This window comes from Pseudomonas sp. REP124, from assembly GCF_020164475.1.
In the GTDB taxonomy this organism is placed as follows: Bacteria; Pseudomonadota; Gammaproteobacteria; order Pseudomonadales; family Pseudomonadaceae; genus Aquipseudomonas.
This window is the reverse complement of the sequence record NZ_JAIQWX010000034.1, coordinates 25,710-50,009: the sequence shown is the minus strand read 5'-3', so window position 1 is coordinate 50,009 and position 24,300 is coordinate 25,710. Positions and strand designations below refer to the sequence as shown.

At 61.4% G+C, this 24,300-nt stretch carries 22 protein-coding genes and 2 pseudogenes; 12 read left to right on the top strand and 12 right to left on the bottom strand.

The annotated features are described in order from the left end of the window. Positions 1 to 115: 115 nt before the first annotated feature. From K9857_RS11300 to K9857_RS11290, 3 genes are all read right to left on the bottom strand, one after another. Entirely contained in the window at positions 116 to 745 is a 630-nt protein-coding gene (locus K9857_RS11300) for a glutamine cyclotransferase (protein ID WP_224535791.1), read from the bottom strand. A 36-nt stretch (positions 746 to 781) separates the two neighbouring features. Beyond that, entirely contained in the window at positions 782 to 2,002 is a 1,221-nt protein-coding gene (locus tag K9857_RS11295) for a helix-turn-helix domain-containing protein (RefSeq protein ID WP_224535789.1), read from the bottom strand. A 247-nt stretch (positions 2,003 to 2,249) separates the two neighbouring features. After that, positions 2,250 to 2,804 (bottom strand): MarR family winged helix-turn-helix transcriptional regulator, encoded by a 555-nt coding sequence (locus K9857_RS11290; protein WP_224535787.1) that lies wholly within the window; start codon positions 2,802 to 2,804, stop codon positions 2,250 to 2,252. A 124-nt stretch (positions 2,805 to 2,928) separates the two neighbouring features. Here K9857_RS11290 and K9857_RS11285 point away from each other — a divergent pair, with 124 nt between their 5' ends. From K9857_RS11285 to K9857_RS11275, 3 genes are read left to right on the top strand one after another with little or no spacing between them, the layout of a single operon-like run. Next, the gene (locus K9857_RS11285; protein WP_224535785.1) at positions 2,929 to 3,669 is read left to right on the top strand and encodes a hypothetical protein; all 741 of its coding nucleotides are present in this window, start codon (positions 2,929 to 2,931) and stop codon (positions 3,667 to 3,669) included. Then, positions 3,669 to 3,929 carry a DUF2024 family protein gene (locus tag K9857_RS11280; RefSeq protein ID WP_224535794.1) on the top strand — a complete coding sequence of 87 codons (261 nt, stop codon included), beginning with the start codon at positions 3,669 to 3,671 and terminating at the stop codon, positions 3,927 to 3,929. Before K9857_RS11285 ends, K9857_RS11280 begins: the two co-directional genes overlap by 1 nt. A gap of 3 nt (positions 3,930 to 3,932) precedes the next feature. Next, positions 3,933 to 4,211, top strand: coding sequence for a Rho-binding antiterminator (locus tag K9857_RS11275; protein ID WP_224535783.1), 279 nt, complete (start codon positions 3,933 to 3,935; stop codon positions 4,209 to 4,211). Positions 4,212 to 4,377: 166 nt separating this feature from the next. On the opposite strand, the gene K9857_RS11270 is transcribed toward K9857_RS11275, so the two are convergent. Beyond that, positions 4,378 to 5,127, bottom strand: a complete 750-nt coding sequence (locus K9857_RS11270) for an SDR family oxidoreductase (RefSeq protein WP_224535781.1) — start codon at positions 5,125 to 5,127, stop codon at positions 4,378 to 4,380. A 100-nt stretch (positions 5,128 to 5,227) separates the two neighbouring features. Between K9857_RS11270 and K9857_RS11265 the strand changes: the two genes are divergently transcribed. The 4 genes from K9857_RS11265 (at position 5,228) to K9857_RS11250 (ending at position 10,254) form a co-directional block, all read left to right on the top strand. Beyond that, complete coding sequence (locus K9857_RS11265; RefSeq protein WP_224535780.1) at positions 5,228 to 6,127, top strand: LysR family transcriptional regulator; 900 nt, start codon at positions 5,228 to 5,230, stop codon at positions 6,125 to 6,127. Positions 6,128 to 6,238: 111 nt separating this feature from the next. Continuing rightward, positions 6,239 to 6,745 (top strand): sigma-70 family RNA polymerase sigma factor, encoded by a 507-nt coding sequence (locus tag K9857_RS11260; RefSeq protein WP_224535778.1) that lies wholly within the window; start codon positions 6,239 to 6,241, stop codon positions 6,743 to 6,745. Continuing rightward, positions 6,742 to 7,722 (top strand): FecR domain-containing protein, encoded by a 981-nt coding sequence (locus tag K9857_RS11255; RefSeq protein ID WP_224535776.1) that lies wholly within the window; start codon positions 6,742 to 6,744, stop codon positions 7,720 to 7,722. The genes K9857_RS11260 and K9857_RS11255 overlap by 4 nt, the downstream gene beginning before the upstream one ends. A gap of 90 nt (positions 7,723 to 7,812) precedes the next feature. Next, the gene (locus K9857_RS11250; RefSeq protein ID WP_224535774.1) at positions 7,813 to 10,254 is read left to right on the top strand and encodes a TonB-dependent siderophore receptor; all 2,442 of its coding nucleotides are present in this window, start codon (positions 7,813 to 7,815) and stop codon (positions 10,252 to 10,254) included. A gap of 151 nt (positions 10,255 to 10,405) precedes the next feature. Here the strand turns inward: K9857_RS11250 and K9857_RS11245 are convergent, their stop codons facing one another. From K9857_RS11245 to K9857_RS11235, 3 genes are read right to left on the bottom strand one after another with little or no spacing between them, the layout of a single operon-like run. Then, entirely contained in the window at positions 10,406 to 11,641 is a 1,236-nt protein-coding gene (locus tag K9857_RS11245; protein ID WP_224535773.1) for a nucleoside permease, read from the bottom strand. Between the two features lie 52 nt (positions 11,642 to 11,693). After that, the gene (locus K9857_RS11240) at positions 11,694 to 12,794 is read right to left on the bottom strand and encodes a sugar phosphate isomerase/epimerase family protein (protein WP_224535770.1); all 1,101 of its coding nucleotides are present in this window, start codon (positions 12,792 to 12,794) and stop codon (positions 11,694 to 11,696) included. Continuing rightward, on the bottom strand, positions 12,791 to 13,954 hold the full coding sequence (locus K9857_RS11235) for a Gfo/Idh/MocA family protein (RefSeq protein WP_224535769.1): 1,164 nt from the start codon (positions 13,952 to 13,954) through the stop codon (positions 12,791 to 12,793). The genes K9857_RS11240 and K9857_RS11235 overlap by 4 nt, the downstream gene beginning before the upstream one ends. 175 nt (positions 13,955 to 14,129) lie before the next feature. Between K9857_RS11235 and K9857_RS11230 the strand changes: the two genes are divergently transcribed. After that, the gene (locus K9857_RS11230; RefSeq protein WP_224535767.1) at positions 14,130 to 15,137 is read left to right on the top strand and encodes a LacI family DNA-binding transcriptional regulator; all 1,008 of its coding nucleotides are present in this window, start codon (positions 14,130 to 14,132) and stop codon (positions 15,135 to 15,137) included. Between the two features lie 252 nt (positions 15,138 to 15,389). Here K9857_RS11230 and K9857_RS30525 read toward each other — a convergent pair. From K9857_RS30525 to K9857_RS11215, 4 genes and pseudogenes are all read right to left on the bottom strand, one after another. Further along, positions 15,390 to 15,926: pseudogene (locus tag K9857_RS30525) on the bottom strand (methyl-accepting chemotaxis protein); the annotation flags it as partial. A gap of 324 nt (positions 15,927 to 16,250) precedes the next feature. Further along, a pseudogene (locus tag K9857_RS30520) lies at positions 16,251 to 17,144 on the bottom strand (cache domain-containing protein); the annotation flags it as partial. A gap of 468 nt (positions 17,145 to 17,612) precedes the next feature. Beyond that, entirely contained in the window at positions 17,613 to 17,951 is a 339-nt protein-coding gene (locus tag K9857_RS11220) for a hypothetical protein (protein WP_175378424.1), read from the bottom strand. 217 nt (positions 17,952 to 18,168) lie between these two features. Further along, positions 18,169 to 18,669 carry a winged helix-turn-helix transcriptional regulator gene (locus K9857_RS11215; RefSeq protein ID WP_224535763.1) on the bottom strand — a complete coding sequence of 167 codons (501 nt, stop codon included), beginning with the start codon at positions 18,667 to 18,669 and terminating at the stop codon, positions 18,169 to 18,171. 99 nt (positions 18,670 to 18,768) lie between these two features. On the opposite strand from K9857_RS11215, the gene K9857_RS11210 reads away from it, so the two are divergent. Further along, on the top strand, positions 18,769 to 19,392 hold the full coding sequence (locus tag K9857_RS11210; protein WP_224535761.1) for an isochorismatase family cysteine hydrolase: 624 nt from the start codon (positions 18,769 to 18,771) through the stop codon (positions 19,390 to 19,392). A gap of 8 nt (positions 19,393 to 19,400) precedes the next feature. Next, entirely contained in the window at positions 19,401 to 20,966 is a 1,566-nt protein-coding gene (locus K9857_RS11205) for an aldehyde dehydrogenase (NADP(+)) (RefSeq protein WP_224535759.1), read from the top strand. A gap of 126 nt (positions 20,967 to 21,092) precedes the next feature. Here K9857_RS11205 and K9857_RS11200 read toward each other — a convergent pair whose 3' ends face one another. Further along, positions 21,093 to 22,160: a GGDEF domain-containing protein gene (locus tag K9857_RS11200; RefSeq protein WP_224535757.1), complete on the bottom strand. Its 1,068-nt coding sequence runs from the start codon at positions 22,158 to 22,160 to the stop codon at positions 21,093 to 21,095. A 348-nt stretch (positions 22,161 to 22,508) separates the two neighbouring features. Between K9857_RS11200 and K9857_RS11195 the strand changes: the two genes are divergently transcribed. Both K9857_RS11195 and K9857_RS11190 read left to right on the top strand, forming a co-directional pair. Beyond that, a complete protein-coding gene (locus tag K9857_RS11195) occupies positions 22,509 to 22,655 on the top strand; it encodes a hypothetical protein (RefSeq protein WP_224535755.1) in 147 nt (48 codons plus the stop codon). 303 nt (positions 22,656 to 22,958) lie between these two features. Then, positions 22,959 to 24,272 (top strand): C4-dicarboxylate transporter DctA, encoded by a 1,314-nt coding sequence (locus K9857_RS11190; RefSeq protein WP_224535753.1) that lies wholly within the window; start codon positions 22,959 to 22,961, stop codon positions 24,270 to 24,272. The last annotated feature ends 28 nt before the right edge of the window (positions 24,273 to 24,300 follow it).

Here is a 24,300-nt window from a genome sequence, read left to right as displayed (position 1 = left end):
CCCATCTTTTGGGGCCGCTTCGCAGCCCAGCGGGGGCAAGCCCCCTCGCCACAATGTTCTTCATCGCTCTTAACTAATTAGCCTTGAGCACCCTTTTTCGTACGTGCTGGAACAATCAAGGACGACGCACCACCCTCACCTTCCCACTGTTACCACCCCCACAGAAAAACCGCTCACCACCATCGGACTCCAGCCCCGACACACCAATGCCAGCCGGCAACGTCAGACTCTCCAGAACCTCACCGGTACGCGAATCAACGCGGCGCAATTCACTCTCCTCCCCCTCCCAGGTCCCATGCCACAGCGCGCCTTCGACCCAGGTCACGCCGGTGACGAACCGGTTGGATTCCAGCGTGCTCAGAATGGCGCCGCTGTCCGGATCGATCCGGTGGATTTTGCGCTCGCGATACTCGCCCACCCACAGCGAACCCTCGGCCCAGGTCAGACCCGAATCATTGCCGCCACCGGGGGCCGGAATGGTGCTGAGGACCTTGCCGGTGTGCGGATCGATTTTCTGGATGCGGTCTTCGGCGATCTGGAACAGGTGCTTGCCATCGAAGGCGGTGCCGGCGTGGGCGGCGACGTCGATCGAGCGCAACGTGCGGCCACTGTCGGGGTCAAGGGCGGTGAGTTTATCGGTGGCGGCGAACCACACCTGCTGCCCGTCCCAGGTCAGGCCGTGCACGGCGTCGACGCCCTCGAAAGGGCCATATTCACGGAGGATTTCAGCGGCTGACTGTTTCATCTTGGTGTTCCTCGAAAGGGGTTGGTGGCGTTCATCCTAGCCACCGGGCAGCGGCACCGGGAGTAACAAGGTCGTCGCGAAACCGGGCACCGGCGGCGTCAGCCAGCGTCGAGCGCGGCCCTGTCCGAACGATTGCACCTTGCCCTGCGCCGCCAGCGAATCGAGGGCACGCTGCACGTTGCGCTGGCTTTGACCGAGCGCCAGGGCCAGCGCCGAACTCGACCAGGCTTCGCCATCGTTGAGCAAGGCGAACAATGCCGCGTACTTCTCTTCGACCGGAGGCGTGAGCAGCACCACGTCGGGGGATGACTGGGTGACCAAGGCGAATCCGCGCTTGGTCGCGGTGATACCCGCCAGCGGTTTGAGCGCCACCCGCAGCCGCCCGATTTCGACCCGCAGGCGCGCACGGTGGGATTCATCGCTGAGCTTCAGGCGAAAGGCGCGGGAGATGAGAGTTTCGCGCGGCACATCGTTTGGCCAGGCTTCAGCCAGTGTGCGTGCGAGGGTGAACAGGATCGGGCGCGTCGATAACGACAGCGACATGCCGGCGTCGCGAACGACGTAACGACAGGCGTCCACCACCAGTGACGGCGAGGTGAGCAGCGCTTCTACCGCTTCCAGCGACAACGGCTGTTGCTGCCCCTTCGTCGTCAGATGCGCGGCCGTGCTGTTGAGCAGTTGAACCGCGCTGTCGACTTCCGCCAGCAGCGCCGGGATCGCCGATTGCCGGGCAGCGAGTTCGGCCCTGGCCAGCGCCGCATGGGCAGTCTGCGATTGCAGATGACGCATGGCGATCCCCGCCGCCACCATTTCATGGGTAGCTCTTAGCGCCGATGGCAAAGTGGCCGGATCGAGTGGCGCCAGTTTTTCCTGCGCCTCATCGAGCTGCCCGATCAACAGCAAACGACGGATATCCAGATAGCGCGCATGGGCAGCGTTCACCCAATCGCCATGCGCCTCCAACGTGACCCGCGCCGCCTCCAACGCCGCCACGGGCCAACCCAGATCCCGCGAAGCCAACGCAATCTCCGCCTCGGCCACCACACACCGCGCCCGCGCCACCACCTCCTTCGCCCCAAACGCCCTCGCCGCCCGCCGCACCAACACCCGGGCCCGCGCCAGATCACCCAACTGCGCCATGGCAATCCCGCGCAACGCCAACGCCGGCGCATCCTCACGCAACGCCACCCGATCCAGCGCCCCCAACGGATCCCCCGCCGCCAGCGCCTGAGCGGCGGCGGTGATCAGCGAGTCCATTGCAGTCCTGCCATGGGGGCTCTCCGGTGGTGGGTGGGTGTTGTTGAGTCTATATCAGGGAATTTGTTGTGCCTGCCGAGACGCCTTCGCGGGCAAGCCTTGCTCCTACGGGTCCTGCGTCGTTTACGCAAATTGCGAACAACCGCAATACCTGTGGGAGCGGGCTTGCCCGCGATGGTCGTCAACGATTACGCGGGCTGTCTGGATGCCCGCGGTGTCTGTACCTCCATCGCGAGCAAGCTCGCTCCTAAAGGGGTTCTGGAACCTGGTGTTCGCGGCAGATCAACTCGATTTCTCGCGCTTCAAGCGGCTCTTGGGTCAACCCACAAAACGCCCCGCCCGCCACAGTCTGATGAAACCGACACGTCCGGCACAGCCCGAATCCCGGCACGTCTTCCCCGCGCTGGATGTTGCGCAACAACTCCATCAGTAACCCCTCCAACACCTGCGCATCGGCGCCCATGCGTTGTGCGGCGCTGGCCAGGAAGTCCGGCGGCGTCACCGCGTCGAGTAGCGCTTGCGCCGGTGGGGTCAGTTTCAGGTGCACGCTGCGTTTGTCTCTGTCGTCCGGCTGTTTGGTCAGCAGCCCCTTGCCTTCCAGGGCCTTGAGCGATTGGGAGACGGTGCCTTTGGTCAGTCCCAGGTATTCGGTGACCGCCAAGGGCGTGTCGGAGTAGCGATTGCAGCGGCCGAGGTACATCAGTGCGCTCAACTGAATCGGCTGCAAGTCGGTCAACAGCGGGTGTTCGCGGAACCAGACGCGCGTGAGGCTCGAGAGCCTTTCCAGCAGATCAAACAACACGGGGGTGATTCCTGATAGATGAATTCAATAAATGGTATCGAATAAATACCATATTGACAAAGGATCGACTTGCCGTAGTCTATTGGTATCGATTCGAAACATAATCATCCACGGGAGACGCATCATGAAAACTGCACTGGCATTGACCCTCGGCGCCCTGTTGGCCGCTCCGGCCTGGGCCCACGACACGCAAGGCATCAGCAGCCCCAAAGGCAAGGCCGACGCCGCCTTTGATCTGGTTAACACCCGGGTCTTCAAAGACGGCAACGATCTGGTGTTCGAGCAACTGGTGGACGGCAAGGCCGGCAGTCGCGTGCCGAGCGCCAAAGGCTCGTTCGCCGGTGCCGAGGTCTACAGCTATGTCTGGCCGACCAGCCTGGACAGTTCCGCGGTCGGCTTTGAAGCGAAGTCCGGCATCCTTGCGCTGGCGCTGACCTCGCACCCGGATTTCGACGACACCCCTCAGCTGGACGAAAACAAGGACGGCAAGAAGGATAACGATGGCGGTCTGTGGCACTCGCACTGGGTGGTGTTGACCAAGGATGAAAGCTGCGGGCCTGGCGGGTTGAAGGTGCGTGACATCCCCAAGGATGCCAAGCCGAAACTGCCGGCGACCTGGCCCGGCGCGCCGATCTACATCGACTCCCCCGGCTATGATCTGAGCGTCGAGAAAAACGCGGCGAAGATCCGTGTCCCGCTGGCGGCGGTCGGCTTTCCTGAAAGCTTCAACTACGACGGTGTGACTGCGGCCCTGAAGGTCAATGCCGATCTGCACAATCCGTTGCTGTGCGTCAGCAGCGTCTACGACATTGCCTCGGGCGACCTTTCGTTGCCGGGCACCTGGAAACTGAAGGAGAGCAAATGATGAGCATCAAGGTCTTCGATACCCACGTGCGCACCAAAGACGGCCGTTACCTGCACTTCGATGTGCTGATCGAGGAGAACGATCCGGATCTGGCGAAATCCTATGCTCGCCGGTTCCTTGATGAACAGGGCGTTCAGGAAGAAGATGTTGCCCAGGACCGATGCCAGTTCTGTCACGTCGAACCATCCAACCCGCAAGTGGCCGAGGCCATCGCCCGGCAGGGTTACTTCATTCTCAAACTGCAAGGTTGTCGGGAGTAACGTATGAACACTTATCAGCCCATGAACTGCGACCTGTACGACTACCTGGAGATCGCCTGCATGCGCGGTTACCGGCTGCATATCGAGCTGCACGATGGTTCGCGCCTGGAGGCCAAGGCACTGACCACGCGGACGGCGAGCAGCAAGGAGGAGTTCTTGTTGCTCGAATCCGCGGACGGCCAACAGGAGATCCGTCTGGATCAACTGCTGGCCATCACGCCGCTGGATGCGAATGCGCAGTTTGGGCGGGTGGTGTTTTCCGATGCGGTTTGCAGCTTCTGACGCGGAACCCCTGTACCTGTACCTGTACCTGTAGGAGCCGAGCTTGCTCGCGATGAACGTGAGAACAACGCGGGGTGTCAGGCAGCCAGCGTCATCGTTGGCGACCATCGCGAGCATGCTCGCTCCTACAGTGGGTCCGGGTACATCCGTGAAATCGGGGCGGTGTTTAGACCAACGACATACCCCCGTCCACATTCAACTCGATCCCATTGACGAACGAACTGTCGCTGGACGCCAAATACAGCGCCGCCCGCGCCAGCTCATCCGCCTCGCCCAAACGACCGGCCGGGATCATATCCGCCATCATCTGCATGAACCCCGGGCGCTGCTCTTCTGAAACCCCCAGCTTGCCAATGATCGCCGTATCCACCGGACCAGGGCTCAGCACGTTCACACGAATCCTGCGCGCACGCAGTTCCAGCGCCCAGTTACGAGCAAACGCCGCGATGGCCGCCTTGGACCCGGCATACACCGCGTGCCCGTCGAGCACTTTGGTTGCGGCCAGGGAGCTGGTCAGAATGATGCTCGCCCCGTCACGCAACACCGGCGTGATCGACTGCACACCGAAAAACACCCCGCGTGTATTGATGTTGAATTGCGCGTCAAACTCCTGCGGGGTGACCTGCTGCGAAGGCGTCAGGGTGATGACCCCGGCGTTGGCCATGTAGATATCCAAACCACCGAATCGCTGGCGCACCTGTTCGGCCACTTCGGCGTGATGCTCAAGGCTTGCGACATCGCCCTTTATGCCGATCGCGTCATGGCCGATCTGGCGAACGGCCTCGTCCAGAATCTCCTGGCGGCGGGCGGTGATGATCACCTGCGCACCCTCTTTGGCGAACAGGCAGGCCGAGGCCAGGCCTATGCCGCTGTTGCCGCCGGTGATCACCGCGACCTTTCCTTGAAGACGTTGCATCTGCTGACTCCGCTTGTTGAAGGAGCGCAGTATTATGTCGCCCGCCCCAATGCCCACCAGTCCAGCGAACGGCACATCAGTTGTGCCCTGGAGTCATACCATGTCGAGCCTGTTGAACCAGTCGGCCAGCCTGATTGCTTTCGTCCGCGCGGTCGAAGCCGGCTCGTTCAGCGCCGCCGCGCGCAACGCCGGGACCACCCCATCGGCCATTTCGAAAAGCGTCGCCCGGCTGGAGTCGGAACTCAATGCCAAGTTGTTCCGCCGCTCCACGCGCATGCTCAGCCTGACGCCCGAGGGCCAGGCATTTTTCGAGCGGGTCGCGCCGCTGTTGCAGGCCATCGACGATTCGGCCGACGCCCTGCGCCACACCGGCGGTGCCCGTGGTCATCTGCGGGTGAGCATGCCCAGCGAACTCGGCCGGTTGCTGATGCCGCGGATTCACTCGGTGTTCCTCGCCGAGCATCCGGAGGTGGAGCTGGACCTGACCCTGCTCGACCACCACGTCGAGGTGATTCGCGAGGGCTACGACGTGATTTTCCGTGTCGGTAGCCTCGCCGACAGCGACCTCAAAAGCCGCACGCTGGCCCAACTGGAAATGGCGCTGGTGGCTTCTCCCGGGTTTCTCGAGCGATCAGGCAATCCGACGTCCATCGAGGAGCTGCGCGCCCTGCCCTTCGTGCGGTATCAGTTGAATGGTCGGACCTTGCCCATCGTGTTCGCCAATGGGGAAACGGTGGTGCCGCGTGGGCGCATCGGGCTTGATTCGGGATTCGGTTTGCGCGCAGCGGCACTGGAAGGCATGGGCATCGCCTATCTGATGAGGTGCACGGTGCAGCGGGATCTGGATGGAGGGGATCTGGTGCAGGTGTTGCCCGGGGAGCAGCTGCCGGTGCTGGCGATGCATTCGCTGCATGCGTTTGGTTCGCTGACACCTATCAGGATCAAGCTGTTTGCCGATTTTGTGCAGCAGGAACTGCAACGCTGGAACTCCCCCCGATGAGCGCAAGAGCAAAAAGGCCAATCATCACTTCACAAAGTCTGCGATTGCAGCAGCTCTGTTCATCCGGGTAGTATTGCGAACGATTCCCACTAACACTTGGAAAGTCCTTCGGTGCAACCTACTTCGACCAGCAAGCTGAGCTACTTTTTCAGCGACCATCACCGTTGGCTGCTCCAGCATATTCAAAGGCGACTGCGCAATCACGCAGACGCCGAGGACACCGCCGCCGATACGTTCTGCCAACTGCTGACCGCCCGCGTCGATCCCGACACCATCGAACAGCCTCGCGCCTACCTCTCGACCATCGCCCGACGGCTGATTTTCGATCGGCATCGTCGACGCAAACTGGAACTGGCGTATCTGGAAAGGTTGTCTGCCCTGCCCGAAGTACACGCCCCCTCCCCCGAAGACCAGCTGCAACTGATAGAAGCCCTGGTCGCCATCGATCGGGCGCTTGATGGCTTGCCGATGGTGGTCAAGGCCACGTTCCTCTACAGCCAGCTGGACGGGATGAGTTATGTGACCATCGCGAAAAAACTGGATCTGTCGGAGCGCACGGTCAGCCGCTATATGAAGCAGGCGTTGCTTCAGTGTTACCTGAGCGAGTCGTCGTCATGAGTAAACCGCGGCTGGACCCGGTCAGCGAGCAAGCCATCGACTGGATGGTGCGACTGCGCGCCGGCACGCCTACCGAGGCCATGCAGGCGCGTTTCAACGCCTGGCTCAACAAGGACCCTGCGCACGCCCTGGCCTGGACACGATTACAGGAACGGGTCGGCGGCTCCTTCAATACGGTGCGCAACCTGGATCGACGACTGCCCGGTCAATCCGAGCATGCCCGCCAACTGCTCTTGCAGCCTCAGAGCTCCAGACGCGATGCACTGCGGGTGATTGCCGGCCTTGGCCTGCTCGGTGGCGGCTTGTGGCTGGGCGCCCGCAGCCCGCTGGGCGACTCGCTGCTGGCCGATCTGCACACCGGTCGGGGGCAGCGCCAGGATTTCAATCTGGCCGACGGCAGCCGCTTGAGTCTGAACGCCGACAGTGCAGTGAACCTGCAATTCGACGACCAGCAAAGGCTGGTCATCCTGCGCCACGGTGAACTGATCATCCAGGTGGCGGCCGATCCTCGACGTCCCCTGCGCGTACGCACCGCGCAAGGCGAAATACGCGCTTTGGGCACACGCTTCCTGGTGGCGCAGGAGCCGGAGGCCAGTCGCGTGGTGGTGCTGGAGCACTCCGTCGAAGCCAGCCTGTTCAATGGCACCCGGCGCAATCTGCAGGAAGGCGAATCTGCCCTGCTCTACGCCGGGCGCATCGATTCCGTCAACGGCGACCAGCGCTATCGCGCCGACTGGCTCAGCGGGCGGCTGAATGTTCTGGACGAGCCTCTGGAACAAGTCATCGCCGCGCTGCGCCCCTACAGCCGCGGCTTCGTGCGGGTTTCTCCCGAGGTACGCAACCTGCGCGTCCAAGGCGTATTCCCGCTCAACGATCCCGCCAGAACCCTCGCGGCGCTGGCCGAAACCCTGCCGATCCGGGTCGATCACTACAGCCCGTGGCTGACGCTGATTCGCGCGAAAACCGACCGAGAATAATTATTTTTTGGAAATCTTTCTTATTTGTGTCCGGTTTTCATTTCTCGCCCCACCTATCTCCTGACACTTACAAACCTTCAGGAGAATGCTGTGTTCAACCCGTGGCCTCACTCACTGTCCGTAGCCGTTGCCCTGGCGAGTCTCGCAGGCCCTGCCATGGCCCAGGCGCAAACCCTGTCGTTCAATCTGCCGGCTGGCCCGCTCGCCAGTACGCTGAACGCCATCGCCAGCCAGAGCGGACAAATCGTTTCGCTGGAACCTTCGCTGGTCCAGGGCAAGCAGGCGCCTGCCGTCATCGGCCAGATGTCGCCGGAACAGGCGATGCAAACGGCGCTGACAGGCAGCGGCCTGCAATTGCGCGTGACCGCACAGGGCAACTTCAGCGTCGAGCCCGCCGCCGGCAGTAACGCCACCGTGCAACTGGGCGCGACCAACATCGTTGAACACAGCCTGGATGCCACCACCGAAGGCTCGGGCTCCTATGCTGCAAAAGCGGTGACCATCGGCAAGGGCGTGCATACCCTCAAGGAAATTCCGCAGTCGATCACTGTCATGACGCGCAAGCAGATGGACGATCAGGACCTGACCGACCTCAAGGATGCCGTGAACAAGACCACCGGCCTGGTCGGTGTCCAGGGCGTGGGTAAAGGCATGATCATTACCTCGCGCGGTTTTCAGATCGATGACTGGCAATACGACGGAGTTCCGGTCCTGCGCAACTCCTACGCGCTGGGCAACTGGGCCACGCAAGACCTGATCTTCTTTGATCGCATGGAAGTGCTGCGCGGGGCATCTGGATTGCTTCAGGGCACCGGCAGCCCGGGCGGGGCAATCAATCTGGTGCGCAAGCGTGGCCAGGTTGCGCCGACCGTGACTGTCACCGCCAAGGCGGGCTCCTGGGATCATTACGGCTTGCAACTGGACGCCGGCGGACCGCTGAACCAGACCGGCACCATTCGCGGTCGTTTCGTGGCCGACGAGGACCGGAGCGACTCGTTCATCGACTACGAATGGAGCAGGACGCACTCGCTGTACGGCGCACTGGACATTGACCTGCGTGAGGACACCACTCTGGGCCTTGCCGTCAGCAACTCCGACGGCGAGTCACGCCCGATGGTCCGCGGCCTGCCTCGCTACGCCGATGGCAGCTCCCTCAATGTGCCGCGCTCCACATACACCGGCGCGCGCTGGAACCATTCGGAGATCGACGTCACGACTGTCTACGCCGATCTGGAGCACCGTTTCAACGACGACTGGACGTTCAAGGTCGGCGGCGTACGCATGACTGAAGACAACAAATCAAAAAACCAGCGGCTGCAGAGTATCGGCGACGCCATTGAAGCCGATGGCAGCGGCGTGCAGTACGCCGACTTCGTGACCGATTTCGACTCCACCAAATATGGCCTGGACATGAACCTCGTCGGGCGCTTCGAAGCCTTGTCCATGCAGCAGGAAATCATGGTCGGCGGCAACTACGAGAAGTTGAATTCGGATGACCGTTTCGCCCGAACCTTCAACGACAGCACCGACACCATCTTCGGCATCGACCACAACCGCCCCGACATCAGTTATGACGGTTTGATCAATACCGAAGGTGGTCGCGGAACGCCGAGCAAATACGACATCCGCCAAAAAGGTCTGTACGGCAGCTGGCGGGTCAAGCCGATCGAGCCGTTGACGTTGGTACTCGGCTCGCGGGTCAGCTGGTATGACTACAGCTACAAGTCATGGACTCAGCAAGCCTTCAGCGACGTTGCCACCGCGGAACCGGAAAGCACCGCCAACGAAAACGGTGAGGTCACGCCCTACGCCGGGATCATCTACGACCTGAGTCGCGAATGGGCCGTGTATGCCAGCTACACCGATGTGTTCGAACCACAAACCGCACGTGATGTGGGCGGTTCGGTGCTCAAGCCGGTGATCGGCAGCAACTACGAAATCGGCCTCAAGGGCGAGTTGATGGATGGACGGGTCAACACGTCTCTGGCGGTGTTCCGCTACGATCAGAAGAACCGTGCCCTCAATGATCTGGACTCGGGCTTCGCCTGCGATGGCTGGTACTGCTCGACGGCATCGGGGAAAGTACGCAGCCAGGGGATCGACGCCGAGATCAGCGGCGAAGTGCTCAGCGGCCTGCAATTGTTTGCCGGCTATACCTACAACACCACCAAGTACCTCGATGACCCGGAAAACGAAGGCAAGGTCTTCAGCACCTGGACGCCCAAGCACATGCTGCGGGTGTGGGGCGACTACCAGTTCAGCGGCGACTGGAATCGCGTCAGCACCGGCCTTGGCTTCACCACGCAAAGTCATACCCTGGGTTACGAACACACCTATGAAATCCCGGGCTATACCGTGTGGAGCGCGCGGGTCGGCTATCAGCTGACACCTGAAATCGCCCTGGCGCTGAACGCCAACAACCTGTTCGACAAGCATTACTACACGGCGGCGTACAACCAGCTCAACGGCAACAACAACTACGGCGATCCGCGGAATGTGATGTTCAGCGTCAAATACACCCCGACGTTCTGAAATCACCACCTCCCCTGTAGGAGCGAGCATGCTCGCGATGGAGGTCAACGATAACGCTGGGTGTCAGGCTTCCCTCGTTATCGTTCACGACCATCGCGAGCATGCTCGCTCCTACAGAAAAGCGGGTTCATCAGCAAAAGTCCGTTGGCTGTCAGGCCGGCGATTGTGCCGCCACCGGTTGCCGTCCCTTGAACGCCACGGAGAAGCAGAAAAAGATCGCCAGAGCAAAACCGGCCGGGAACAGCCAGATGTTCTTCCAGTCATGCCCGCCCGCCGTTGCGGCGTAGTGATCGGTCACCTGCCCCGCCACCCAGAAACCGATCAGCATGCCCAGGCCGTATGTCGCCAGGGTGATCAAACCCTGCGCGGAACTTCTGAAACGCTCCGAGGCCTTGGCGTCGGTATAGATCTGGCCGGAAACGAAGAAGAAGTCATAGCAGATGCCATGCAAGGCGATGCCGGTGAACAACATGAAGGCCAGGTCGCCATTGTTGCCATAGGCGAACAGCAGGTAGCGCAGCGCCCACGCCAGCATGCCCACCAGCAGCGCGAGCTTGATCCCGAAACGGTGAATGAACAGCGGCAACAGCAGCATGAACAGCACCTCGGAAACCTGCCCGATGGCCATTTTCGCAGTCGGGTTGGTCACACCGATTTCCGCCAGGAACGGGTTGGCATTCTGGTAGTAGAACGCCAGGGGAATGCAGATCAGGATCGAGGCGATGAAGAACACCAGGTAACTGCGATCCTTGAGCAGGCCCAGCGCGTCCAGGCCGAGCATCTGCTTGAGGCCGCCGTTGCCCGATTCGTTTTTCAGCGGAGCGGTAGATGGCAAGGTGAAGCTGTAGAGCCCCAACAGCAGCGAAGCCACGGCGGACATCAGGAAGGTGTTGCGCAAGGCACCGGTGGCGATCGAGCCCTGGGAGTCCCAGGCGAACACGAAACTGATCACCAGTCCGGCGACGATCCAGCCCACCGTGCCCCAGACGCGAATACGGGAAAACTCCAGCGCCGGGTCGCGCATCTGCCGGAACGCCACGGAATTGACCAGCGCCAGGGTCGGCATGTAGATCATCATGTAGGCCAGCACGAACGGATAGAAGGTGCTGAAGTCCGGCGCGCGATACAGCTGGAACAGCAACACCGCACCCAGCAGGTGCAAGACCGCGAGAATGCGCTCGGCATTGAAGAAACGGTCGGCGATCAGGCCAATCACGAAAGGCGCAATGATCGCACCCCAGGACTGGGTCGAGAAGGCCATGCCGATCTGCCCGCCACTGGCCCCCAGATTGCTGGCCAGAAACGTGCCGAGGGTGACGAACCAGCCACCCCAGATAAAGAACTGCAAAAACATCATTGCGCTTAGCCGCGCGTTCATCTTGCTCATAACAGTCACCGTCTTATTGTTGTTTTTTTCTGCATGGAAAACGCAAACAGGTTCAGGCGTCGGGCAAGCCCAACAATCGTCGATTGAAGGTGGCATCGGACGACACGCCGGCGAAATCGTCGAAAGCCTTGCGGGTCTTTTCGATCATGTGCCGCTCGATGAACGCCGCACCTTCGGCCGCGCCTTGCGCCGAATCCTTCAGGCAGCATTCCCATTCCAGCACCGCCCAGCCCTGGAAGTCGTATTGGGCCAATTTGCTGAAGATCGATTTGAAATCGATCTGGCCATCGCCCAGGGAACGGAAACGCCCCGGCCGCTCGACCCAGCCCTGATAACCGCCGTAGACACCCGAGCGGGCGTCGGGCCGGAACTCGGCGTCCTTGACGTGGAACATGCGAATGCGCGCGTGGTAACGGTCGATGAAGCCCAGGTAGTCCATTTGCTGCAGCAACAGGTGGCTGGGGTCGTAGAGAATCGCCGCGCGCGGATGGTGATCGACCGCCTCGAGAAAACGCTCGAACGAGGCGCCGTCGTGCAGGTCTTCGCCGGGGTGGATTTCGTAGCACAGGTCGACACCGGCCTCTTCGAAGCAGTCGAGAATCGGCAACCATCGCCGGGCGAGTTCATCGAAACCCTGCTCGACCAGGCCACTCGGGCGCTGCGGCCAAGGGTAGACATAGGGCCAGAGCAAGGCGCCGGAAAAGGTCGCATGCGCCTTCAGGCCCAGACGCTGGCTGGCCCGGGCGGCGAGTTTCAATTGCTCAATGGCCCAGGCGGTGCGTGCTTCAGGCTGGCCGCGCAGGTGAGCGGGTGCGAAGTCGTCGAACAGCGTGTCGAACGCCGGATGCACGGCCACCAGTTGCCCTTGCAGGTGAGTCGACAGTTCGCTGATCTGCACCCCGGCTTCAGCGCAGACGGCCTTCAACTCGTCGCAATAGCTCTGGCTTTCGGCAGCTCGCGCAAGGTCGATGAACTGCGTGCCCAAGGTCGGCAACTGAATGGCTTTGTAGCCTTGGGAGGCAGCCCAGCGGGCGATGTTGGCCAGGGTGTCGAACGGCGCCTGATCGGACATGAACTGCGCGAGGAAAATGCCCGGGCCGCGCAGGCCCGTGGGTGGTGTCGGGGAATCGGTCACGGAAGTCTCCAGGTTCATGGGTTGCACGCCAGTTCGGTCCACTTGGTGTCGCCGCGATGGTTGGCGATCGCCGCCTCGATGAACGCCATGCCCCGCAGGCCGATCTCGATACCCGGCACACCGGGGGCGTCAGGCCCCGCCACTTCGCCACGAATGGCCGTGGCAAAATCGCCATACAGGTTGGCCATGGCTTCGAGGTAGCCTTCGGGATGCCCGGCGGGCAGGCGCATGCGTCGGCTCGCGGCGTCGCACAACCATGGCTGGCCGACACCGGAACGCAGGATGCGCAGGGGTTGATCGAGGGCGCGGTGGATCAGGCTGGCGGGTTCTTCCTGGCGCCATTCAAGGCCACCCTTGTCGCCATAGATGCGAATCTTCAGCGGGTTCTCTTCACCGGCGCAGACCTGGCTGGCAATCAGCATGCCGCTGGCGCCATCGGCCATCTTGAACAACATCGAGGCGTCATCATCCAGTTGCCGGCCTTCGATGTGGACGTTGAGCATCGCGCAGATCTGCTTGATCGGTTGATCGGCAACGAACTCGGCCAGGGAGAAGGCATGGGTACCGATGTCACCGATGCAACCGCCCAGCCCGGACTGCTCCGGCAGATCGCGCCAGGCCGCCTGCTTGTTGCCCTGCCCGGCCACGTCCTGGCTGAGCCAGCCTTGCGGGTATTCGACGATCACTTTGCGCACGCTGCCGATCACGCCGTTGCGCACCATGTCCCGGGCCTGCCAGACCATCGGATAGCCCAGATAGGTGTGAGCCAGACCGTAGAGGCGGTTGCTGCGCTCGACCACGTCTTTGAGCGCGAGCAATTCGCCGAGATTCAGCGCCGCAGGCTTTTCGCTGAACACATGGAAACCCGCGCTCAGCGCCTCGCCGGCCACGGGTGCATGCAGATGATTGGGGGTGACGATGATCAGCAATTCCATGCGTTGTTCGGCGGGCAACGCGCGCTCGGCTTCGAGCATGTGGCGCCAGTCGCTGTAGCAACGGGAATCCGGCAAGCCCAGGGCAACGCCGGTTCGCTGGTTGTTCAGGGGATCGCGGCTGAACGCACCGCACACCAGTTCGAAGCGTCCGTCGAGCCCGGCGGCCTGTCGGTGAGCCGTGGCGATGAACGCGCCCTCGCCGCCCCCGACAAAACCCATTCTGATTTTTGGCACAGCGTTCATCGCAAGGACTCTCTTGTTTTGGGTAACCGCTGAATAATGTAACCGGTTACATCGTGGCGGAAATGTAGGCTCAGTCAGCACAGGTGTCAAACCCCGAATGCCACCGGTGAGCATTTCAGCCGATAGCCATCCTGCGGTAAGCTCCCCGGCCGCGCGGTTCGAAAGTGAGGTGATTTTGTCCAATATCCGTGAAGTGGCCCGTCTGGCCGGCGTCTCGGTCGCCACAGTGTCCCGGACCCTGAAGTCTCCGGAGCGCGTGCTCCCCGAGACTCGCGACAAGGTCAACGCTGCCGTGGAACAGGCCGGTTACCGGCCGAACCTGATGGCGGTGCAGTTTCGTTCGCGGCGCACCGGCAACCTGGTGATTCTGGTGCCGACCATCGCCAATACCTTCTTCGCCCGGGTCATCAGCGGCGCCCAGCAAGCGGCGCAGACTGCCGGGTATCGAGTGCTGCTGTGCGACACCCAGGGCCGCGAGGACATCGAACGGGAATTCGCCGAACTGGTGCACAACCATCAGGCCGATGGCGTGATCCAGTTGCGGGCTTTCGACCCGTTTGCCGAGCCCTGTCACAACCTGGAACCTGCGCCGATCGTCAATGCGTGCGAGGTTATCCAGGGCGGTCGGCATCCGACCATCAGCCTCGATAACCGGGCCGCGGCCAAGGCCATGACCGAACATTTGATCGGCTTGGGCCACCGTCGCATCGGCTTGATCAAGGGCCCGAAAAGCAGCCCGCTGACCCGCGACCGAGTGGCCGGTTATCAGGATGCCCTGCAGGCGGCGGGCATCACCTGCGACCCGGCCCTGATCTGCCACGGCGACTTCACCCTGCAAGCCGGCCACGACGGTGCCGCCGCGCTGCTGGCGCTTTCAGAACGCCCGACGGCGCTGTTTTGCGAGAACGATGAAATGGCCATCGGTGCGTTGAAACGCATCAAGGAGCAAGGTTTGCGGGTGCCCGAGGACATCTCCCTGGTAGGCTTCGACGACATCCCCTTCGCCGCCTACTGCGACCCACCACTGACCACCATCGCGCAACCGGCTGAAGTGTTCGGACAGAAAGCGGTGGAAATGCTGATCGCACTGATCGAGAAAAAACCGCTGGCCGAGCGGCATGTGGTGCTGCCGTTTGAGTTGGCGTTGCGGGGGAGTACGGCGGCGGTGAAACATGAGAAATAGTGGCGCCCGACACACCGATCCACTGTAGGAGCGAGGCTTGCCCGCGAAGGCGTCGGCTCAGTCAACATCAATGCTGAATGTACCGGCCTCTTCGCGAGCAAGCCCGCTCCCACAGTGGTTGTAGGTGAACCATAAATTCGGGACATACCCCAATCCCTGTGGGAGCGTGGCTTGCCCGCGAAGGCGTCAGGACAGCCAACATCATTGTTGGATGTGCCGGCCTCTTCGCGGGCAAGCCACGCTCCTACAGGGTCAATCGCGGAATTGGGTCAGTTGCTGACTCAGCGACCCGGCCTGATCGCGCAGTTTCACCGACTGGTCGAGCAGGCTGCGGATTGCCTGGTCGTTCTGTTCGGAGATTCGGCTGACGCCCTGGATCGCCACCGACAATTGCTCGCCGGTCGCGGCCTGGCTCTGGGTCTGGCGTGCGACTTCGCTGATGCGGGTGAGGATGTCCTGGGCATGCTGGCGGATCTGATCCACGCCCTGGGACGAAGTGGTCAGTTGCACCACGCCCTGGCGCACCGCTTCGCCAACCTGCTGCACGTTGGCCACGGTGTTGCGCACGTCCGAACCGATGGCGCCGATCATCTCGCCGATTTCACCGGTGGAACGGCTGGTGCGCTCCGCCAGTTGTCGCACTTCGTCGGCCACCACGGCAAAACCACGGCCCTGCTCCCCTGCGCGCGCGGCTTCGATCGCCGCGTTCAGGGCCAGCAGGTTGGTCTGGTCGGCGATGCTGCGAATCACCGCGATGATCCCGGCGATCTGCTGCGAACGCTTCTCCAGATCCCCCACCGCACCGGCCACCACGTCCATGGTCTGGTCGATGTGGGTAATGCCGGCCAGGGTCTGGCTCATGTCGGTGGAGATGTTGGTGGTCAGCACTTCGGTGTTGCGCGCCAGTTGCTCCACATCCTCGGCCTGCTGCGACATCTCGGTCACCGAGTGCGCCAAGGCCGTGACGCCGCTGGCCATCTCCTCGGTGGCGGTGTGCTGCGAGGTCGCGCGTTCGGCGACAGCCTGAGTGGTGTCGCCCAGGTGATTGGAGATCTGCATCAGCGTGGTGCTGCTCTGGCGGATCGAGCCGACGAGGTTGCCCAGACGCTGAATGAACTGGTTGAACGCGCCGGCCAGCTTGCCGGTTTCATCGCCACTGCGCTGTTCGAAACGCAGCCCCAACTCACCTTCCCAGGCCTGGATGCCGACGGTCAGACCTGACAACGGACGAATCTGCCACGCCAGCAAATGCCATAGCACGATGGCCAATACCAGCAACGCCACCAGACCGATGATCACCGCGGTGTAGAGGAAATGATTGATGCCCGCCATGGCCTCGGCCTGCGGATAAGCGACCATCAAGGCCCAATTGTTTGGCGCCTTGCCGATACGCACCGGCTGCAGCACATAACCCCAGCCATCGAGTTCGAAACTGTAGGCCTTGCCCGCCTTGATCGCGTCCTTGGCAGCAGCCGGCAATTCATCGGCCGATTTGCCCAGGCGCTTGGCATCCGGATGGCTGGCGTACAGCCCGTCACTGGAGACCAGAGCGCCGTAGCCTTTGTAGGCATCGATTTTCGCCAGCTGGCGGTTGATGCTTTCCAGCGGAATATCGACCCCCGCCACACCCACGGCTTTGCCCCCTTGCAGAAGCGGCAGCATGATCGACACCAACATCGCCTGCTGACCGTTGCCGAAGCTGTAGGCATAGGGTTCGGACGCCCATGGCTGGCGGGTATGCAGCGGGCGGTAGTAATACTGGTTGTCGGAGTTTTCCGGGGCGTAGCCGCTCAGCGCTTCGGATTTCACCGACCCGCCGGCGCGGTTCCACCAGGTCAGGTAACGACCCGTGGCGTCGTGGCTGGGCTGGTTGACGAACTCACTGTCCTTGCCATCGAAAGCGTTCGGTTCCCAGTACTGACCCAGGCCGAGGAAGTTCGGATTAGCCTCGAACAGCTGGCGAGTCAGCGCATCGGCGGTCTTGCGATCGACCTGCTTTTGCTGCATTGCCGTGGCGACGCTGGCCAGGGATTCGGCCACGGTATAACCGGCGCCGAGTTCGACTTCCACTTCCTTGGCATTGGCCTTGACGATGCTGTCGACCAGGGCGAAGGTTTCTTTGACGGAATTGCCATAGGCAATGTAGGCGATGGAGCCGAGCAGCAGCGCCATGACGACGACGGTGCCGATAAGCGCTGTCCAGAACAGCTTGAAGTGCAGTGAGCGATTAGACATGAACATTCTCGAATTGACGATATGTCAGCCAACACAGCCCCGCGCCTGAATATGAATGCAGCAGCCCTGCTGGCGATTATTTATAGTTGATATTATTCTGCCACTATCTCAGAGCCACATCTCCGTTGCAACTTAATTGAAGGCTTGTTCAATCAAAAAAATGACAGGAAAAAACGCCTCGCGATCACGCCTGATTCAAGCGTGTTCGCGAGGGTGGGAAAGGGATTTTTCAGTGCGGATTTACAGGCATTCCTGAGCCGCACGCTCAAGTCGCGAAGGCCCGAACGTCGAGGCCAGCAGCGCACGTTCGTAGAGGAACACCTTGCCGCCGTTCGATGCCTTATAGGCTTCGAGCACATCGTTGGCGGCGACTTTGCTCGACACCGTGATGCGGTAGCTGCGCTGAGTTTCAGAGACGGTCGCGTGCAGTGAATCTTCCTGCAGTTTTGGCAGCACGCAATGCGCGTAGTCGGCCGGTGCCTTGCTGGTCTGCAGGGTCAGCGTCGGGTCGTTGGGCGTGGAGGCGCAACCGGACAAGAGCAGTGAGGCGGCAATCGTCAGCCGAGTGTAGAAGTTCATCGCGCCGATTCCTGGGTAAGCGTTCTGGATGGGCCCGATTTTGCGGGTTTGCCGTTGGCAACAGAACTTGTGATCAGTGATTGTGACTATTACGTGAAGCGATAGTAGAACCTGTAGGAGCGAGCTTGCTCGCGATGGTCGTCAACGATGACGTTGGCTGCCTGACACCCTGCGGTGGTCTTGCGTCCATCGCGAGCAAGCTCGCTCCTACAAAGGGCTATGGTTTGGATTTGAAGGCTTCGCGCCGCGCGATCCGCTCTTCGACGTAGGCGTCGGTGGGTTCGCTGATCAGCTCCTCTCGTCGCAACACTCCCCCACAGTGATCGCACAGCGGCCCAAGCCCGGCCTGGTGCCCGCAAGTCCTGTGGGTATAGCGCACCGCCAAACCCTCGCCCTCTTCCTTGCACCAGGTCTCTCCCCACGCGCGCAGCGCCAGCACCACCGAGTAGAACGCTTCACCCTTGGCGGTGAGGTGGTACTCGTAGCGCGTCGGGCGCTCCTGATAGGCGCGGCGTTCGACCATGCCATCCGCCTCCAGGCTTTTCAGACGCGCAGCGACCATCTGCGGCGTGCCGCCGGTCTGCGCCTGGATCTCGTCATAGCGATGGTTGCGCATGAACAATTCGCGCAAGACCAACACCGTCCATCGGTCTCCGACAATGTCCTCGGCCCGTGCGATCGGACACAGGGTTTCAGGACTAGTCTTTTTTACGGCCATGCAGGCTTGCCTCTTTCACTGTAACTATGATTATCATATCTACACTATGCCGGGGCAAGCCCTTGGCACAGGTCAGCCATCCATACTGGAGAATTTGTCATGTCGAATGTTGCTTATCCGCTGGATCGCACCGCCTACCTGCTGGTCGATCCGTACAACGATTTTCTCTCCGAAGGCGGCCGGGTGTTCCCGCTGATCAAGCCGATCGCCGAACAAGTCGGCCTGCTCGACAACCTGCGATCACTGGATCGCGCCGTACGCGCCGCGGACATTCAGGTGGTCATCGTACCGCACCGTCGCTGGGAACAAGGCGATTACGAAAACTGGGATCACCCAAGCCCTTCGCAATGCAAGATTCAGCACATGCACCACTTCGCCCGCGGCGAATGGGGTGGTGAATGGCACCCCGATTTCGCACCGCAGGAAGGCGACATCATTGCCTCCGAGCACTGGGGCTCGAGCGGTTTTGCCAACACCGACCTGGATTTTCGCCTCAAGCAGAAAGGCATCACCCACGTAATCATCACAGGTCTTCTGGCCAATACCTGCATCGAGGCCACCGCCCGTTACGCCCAGGAATTGGGCTACCACGTGACCCTGGTGCGCGACGCCACCGCCGCCTTCAAACCGGAAATGATGCACTCCGCCCATGAACTGAACGGCCCGACCTACGCCCATTCGATCGTGACGACTGAACAACTCGTCGCCACCCTGAAGCAGTGATTACGCACATGAATCTGACTGGAAATCTCTTGATCGGCTCTCACGAAGCGCCCGCCTCCGAGGGCACGATGAAAGCCCTGAACCCCGCGACCAACCAGACCATCGAGCCGGCCTTCGCCCTGGGTGGCGCTGCCGACGTGAATCGGGCGGCGATTCTTGCCGACGAAGCTTTCGATCATTACAGCCATACCTCGCTCGCCGAGCGCTCGGCGTTTCTGGAGCGCATCGCCGACAACCTCGATGCTGTCGCCCCGCAACTCGCCGCCCGGGCTGCGCTGGAAACCGGCTTGCCCGAAGCCCAATTGCAAGGGGAAGCGGCCAAGGCGGCGACCCAGTTCCGCCAGTTCGCCGGTGTCGTGCGCAAAGGTCGTTTCCTGCATTTGGCCATCGACCCGGCACAACCCGATCGCCAACCGCGGCCGCGCATGGATCATCGCCTGCAAAAAATCGCCATCGGCCCGGTAGCGGTTTTCGGTGCGAGTAACTTCCCGATCAGCTACTCCGTTGCCGGTGGCGACACCGCTTCGGCATTGGCGTCGGGCGCAACCGTCATCGTCAAAGCCCATAACGCTCATCCCGGCGCGTCGGAGATCCAGGCGCGGGCAATCCTCAAGGCGGTGCAGGACAGCGGCTTGCCTGAAGGTGTGTTTTCGATGGTGCGCGGCGCCGGCAATGCCATCGGCGAAGCGCTGGTCGATCATCCGCTGATCAAGGCCGTGACCTTCACCGGTTCCGAACAGGGCGGCATGGCTCTGTATCGGCGCGCGCAGTTGCGTCCCGATCCGATCCCGGTGTTCACCGAAATGACCAGCGTCAACCCGACCTTCATCCTGCCCCAGGCTTTGGCCGCGCGGGGTGCGCAGATCGGTGACGGCTTCGTCGAGCGGATGCTGGTCAACGTCGGCCAGGCGTGCTTGAAGCCGGCGATTCTGATAGCCGTCGAAGGGGATGGTTTTGCGGCATTACGGGCGGCGATGGTCAAGCGTGTGACCGACGCACCGGCGCGGCCGATGCTGACGCCGGGAATTCATGGCGCTTACCTGAACAACCTCGATCACCTGCAAAGCGCCGGTGCCGGCCTGGTGGCCGTGGGCGCAGTGGCCCATGCCGAGCTGGATGGTCGTTCGGCGTTGCTGGAGGTCGATGGAGAGCGGTTCTTGAGCGAGCCGGCGTTGGCCGATGAGGTTTTCGGGCCGGCGGCGTTGCTGGTGAAGGTCAGGGATGAGGCGCAGATGCTGGCGGTTGCCCGAGCCTTTCGCGGTCAGCTCAGTGCGACTCTGCACCTTGAAGATACGGACCTGGATCTGGCCCGGCGTTTATTGCCGATACTGGAGCGGCGAACCGGGCGGATCGTGGTCAACGCCTTCGCCCACCCGCAGGAAGTGTCTTTCGCGACCATCCACGGCGGTCCGTTCCCGGCCTCGTCGGACAGTCGTTTCACCTCGGTGGGCATGACCTCCATCGAACGCTTTCTGCGTCCGATTACCTACCAGGGTTTTCCGGATGGGTTGCTGCCTGAGGCATTGCGCGAGCTGAACCCGCTCGGGTTGCCGCGTAGCGTGGACGGCCAATAAAGCCGCCCTGCCCCCTGTAGGAGCGAGCTTGCTCGCGATGGAATCAGAATCACCGCGGGGCATCAGATTGCCCGCGTCATCGTTGACGACCATCGCGAGCATGCTCGCTCCTACAGGTTCAGCGGTTCAGGCCTGAAGCGCCTGGGCTTTCTGTAGCGCAAACACCTGATTGCGCCCATTGCGCTTGGCTTCGTAAAGCCCGTCATCAGCGCGGGTCAGCAGGGTTTCCAGGTTGTCGCCGGGCTCGACGAAGGCAACGCCGAAAGATGCGGTGATGGTATCCAGCACAGTGTCGGTTCCACGCGCCTTGATCCGCAACGACTGCACTTTCAGACGCACCTGCTCGGCAAAGGCACAGGCCCCTTCCAGGCCCACGCAGTTTTCCAGCACCACACAGAATTCTTCACCACCATAACGCCCGGCAAACGCCTCGCCCGCCAGCGCGCCGCGCAACACTTGGGCGACATGCTGCAACACCCGATCACCCAACGGATGACCATACTGATCATTAAATTGCTTGAAGTGATCGATATCCAGCATCACCAGCGCGACCTGCCCGGTGTCCTTGGCCAGCGCTTTTTCCAACTGACGGGTGAACGCCGTGCGGTTGAGCAGTTCGGTCAGGCCATCCAGAGTCGCCGCCTGCTGCGCACGCTCGAGCTTGTCGCGCAGGGTCTGGATTTCGCTTTGCGCCGATTGCAACTGAGCCAGGAAGTGTTCCTGCTGAGTCTGCATCAGCCGAGTGCTTTGCTGCAGTTCGTTGAGGATGCCCGGCAAACGATCGCTGACCGGTTGCTCGAGCATTTCCAGGCACTCGCCGAGACGGTTCTGGAAATTGACGCTGCCTTTGACGCTGCGCGAAACATCCCGCTCCATGCCGTCGACCAGGCTGATGACCTGTTGCTGTCCGGCGCGCGCATCTTCCAACTCGTCGCGAATGATGAACTCGCGAAACAGCCGGGTCGCGGACTCCGGCGGGCATCCGTCGAAGTCACGAATCACGCGGTCCAAATGACGATTGAGTTCCGGTTCCTGACCTTTGCTGTAGGTGTACCACAGCGCGTAATGCACCGGATTTGGCGGGATATTGTGGCGAACCATCAGGGGCACGGCTTGCTTGAGCAACGCCGCCGCCTCGCGGGAGTCTTCAGGAAAAAGCGCTAGAACATTCGCACGCGTGTCTGATTGGCTCATGGATTCACTGTGGTTGTTAATCATTGGCGTTTGGCAGTGCGCTGAGCATACCGATACGCCCGACAAACGGCTATCCCGGTTTGATTGGCATCGCCATTTAATCCCTCACAGACGCAGCCGCGCATCACCAGACTCCGGCAATGAGCTATACATCAACAGACGCTATCTGATGCTGAAGCTCAGACCGGGAACCACGACCTCCGGAAAACAACAACGAATCAGAGCAATTCAGCGTGCGCGACGACAAATGGCAGCACAGTGCCACTAATGCATGGCATAATGATGCCATATTGTCGTCGAACATCTTAGCGGCGCTCGTGAAGAGATGTTCCTGCCTGAGGAAATGCCATGCTCCTGAATGTCCTGATCTGCTGGTTCGCACTCGCCATCGCCCTGGCAACGATCCTGTGCCGACAGATTCACAAGGCGAAGATGGCTGATCAGGCAATGGGCATTCAGCATCCGGAAGACCATTCGGGCATCTATCTGGCGTAAAGCCCCGGCGTCTCCCCCGCTTACCCATCTGTAGCATCTCCTCTCCCCTATCTATTGCTCCCGCCACCGGAAACCCGGTGCGCAGGCGTGCCTTCATGCGCCTCATGCTGAGCATTCGAGTGAACCGGTCAAACCACTGGTCAGACCGGTCAAGCCAATTTATTGATTTCCCCTTGTAACAATGAAAAAAACCAGCCTAAACTGAGCCTGCACTGGACATACCGGTAAGACCACAATAATTAAGTCCGAGGCCTGATGTGCGCCATGCACACGACAGCCGGGACACCGACCAGGATTCCTCCCATGCTCAGATGGTGCTCGCGTTCAATCTTCCTCCAAGTGGTTCTCGGACTGATGCTCGGCATCATCTGCGGACTGACCCTTCCCGAATATTCCGCACAGCTCAAACCGCTGGGCGACGGCTTCATCAAACTGATCAAAATGCTCATCGGCCTGATCGTGTTCTGCGTTGTCGTCAGCGGCATCAGCGGCGCAGGCGATCTGAAGAAAGTCGGCCGCATCGGCCTCAAATCGGTGATCTACTTCGAAGTGCTGACCACCATCGCCCTGGTCATAGGCCTGGTGTTCGCCTTCAGCACAGGCATCGGCAGCGGTGCCAACATTCATCTGGAGCAGCTGTCCGCCGCCGACATGGGCGATATAGCCCAGCGTGGCCAGCACATGCACACCACCACGCAGTTCCTGATGGACCTGATCCCGACCTCGGTCATCGGTGCATTCGCCGACAACAACATTCTGCAAGTGCTGCTGTTCTCGGTGCTGTTCGGCAGCGCCCTGAACCTGGTGGGCGAAGCGGCGTCGGGAATTTCACGACTGATCAATGAGCTCAGCCACGTGATCTTCCGCATCATGGGCATGATCGTACGGCTGGCGCCGATCGGCGTGTTCGGCGCGATCGCCTTCACCACCAGCAAATACGGCCTGGACTCGCTGCAGCACCTGGGCAGCCTGGTCGGCCTGTTCTACCTGACCTGCGTGGCCTTCGTGGCGTTGATTCTCGGCCTGGTGATGCGCCTTTCCGGCTTGCGCATGTGGCCCTTGCTCAAATATCTGCGCGAAGAGTTGCTGATCGTGCTGGGCACCGCCTCCTCCGACGCCGTGCTGCCGCAGATCATGCGCAAACTCGAACACCTGGGCATCGGCAGTTCGACGGTAGGTCTGGTGATCCCCACCGGTTACTCGTTCAACCTCGATGGCTTTTCGATCTACCTGACACTGGCCATCGTCTTCATCGCCAATGCCACCGGCACGCCGCTGGCCATGACCGATCTGCTGACCATTCTGCTCGTGTCGCTGATCACCTCCAAAGGCGCCCACGGTATTCCCGGTTCCGCTCTGGTGATTCTGGCGGCGACGCTGACGGCCATCCCGGCGATCCCGGTGGTCGGCCTGGTGCTGGTGCTGGCGGTGGACTGGTTCATGGGCATCGGCCGGGCGCTGACCAACCTGATCGGCAACTGCGTCGCCACCGTGGCCATCGCTCGCTGGGAAAAAGACATCGATATCCAGCGCGCCAATAAAGTGCTTTCCGGCCAGGTGGGTTATACCTTCCAGCCGAGAAAACCGGCTGGCGCGGCGCACCAGCAAGAATTTTAAATAACCTGTGCCCACTGTAACGGTGGGC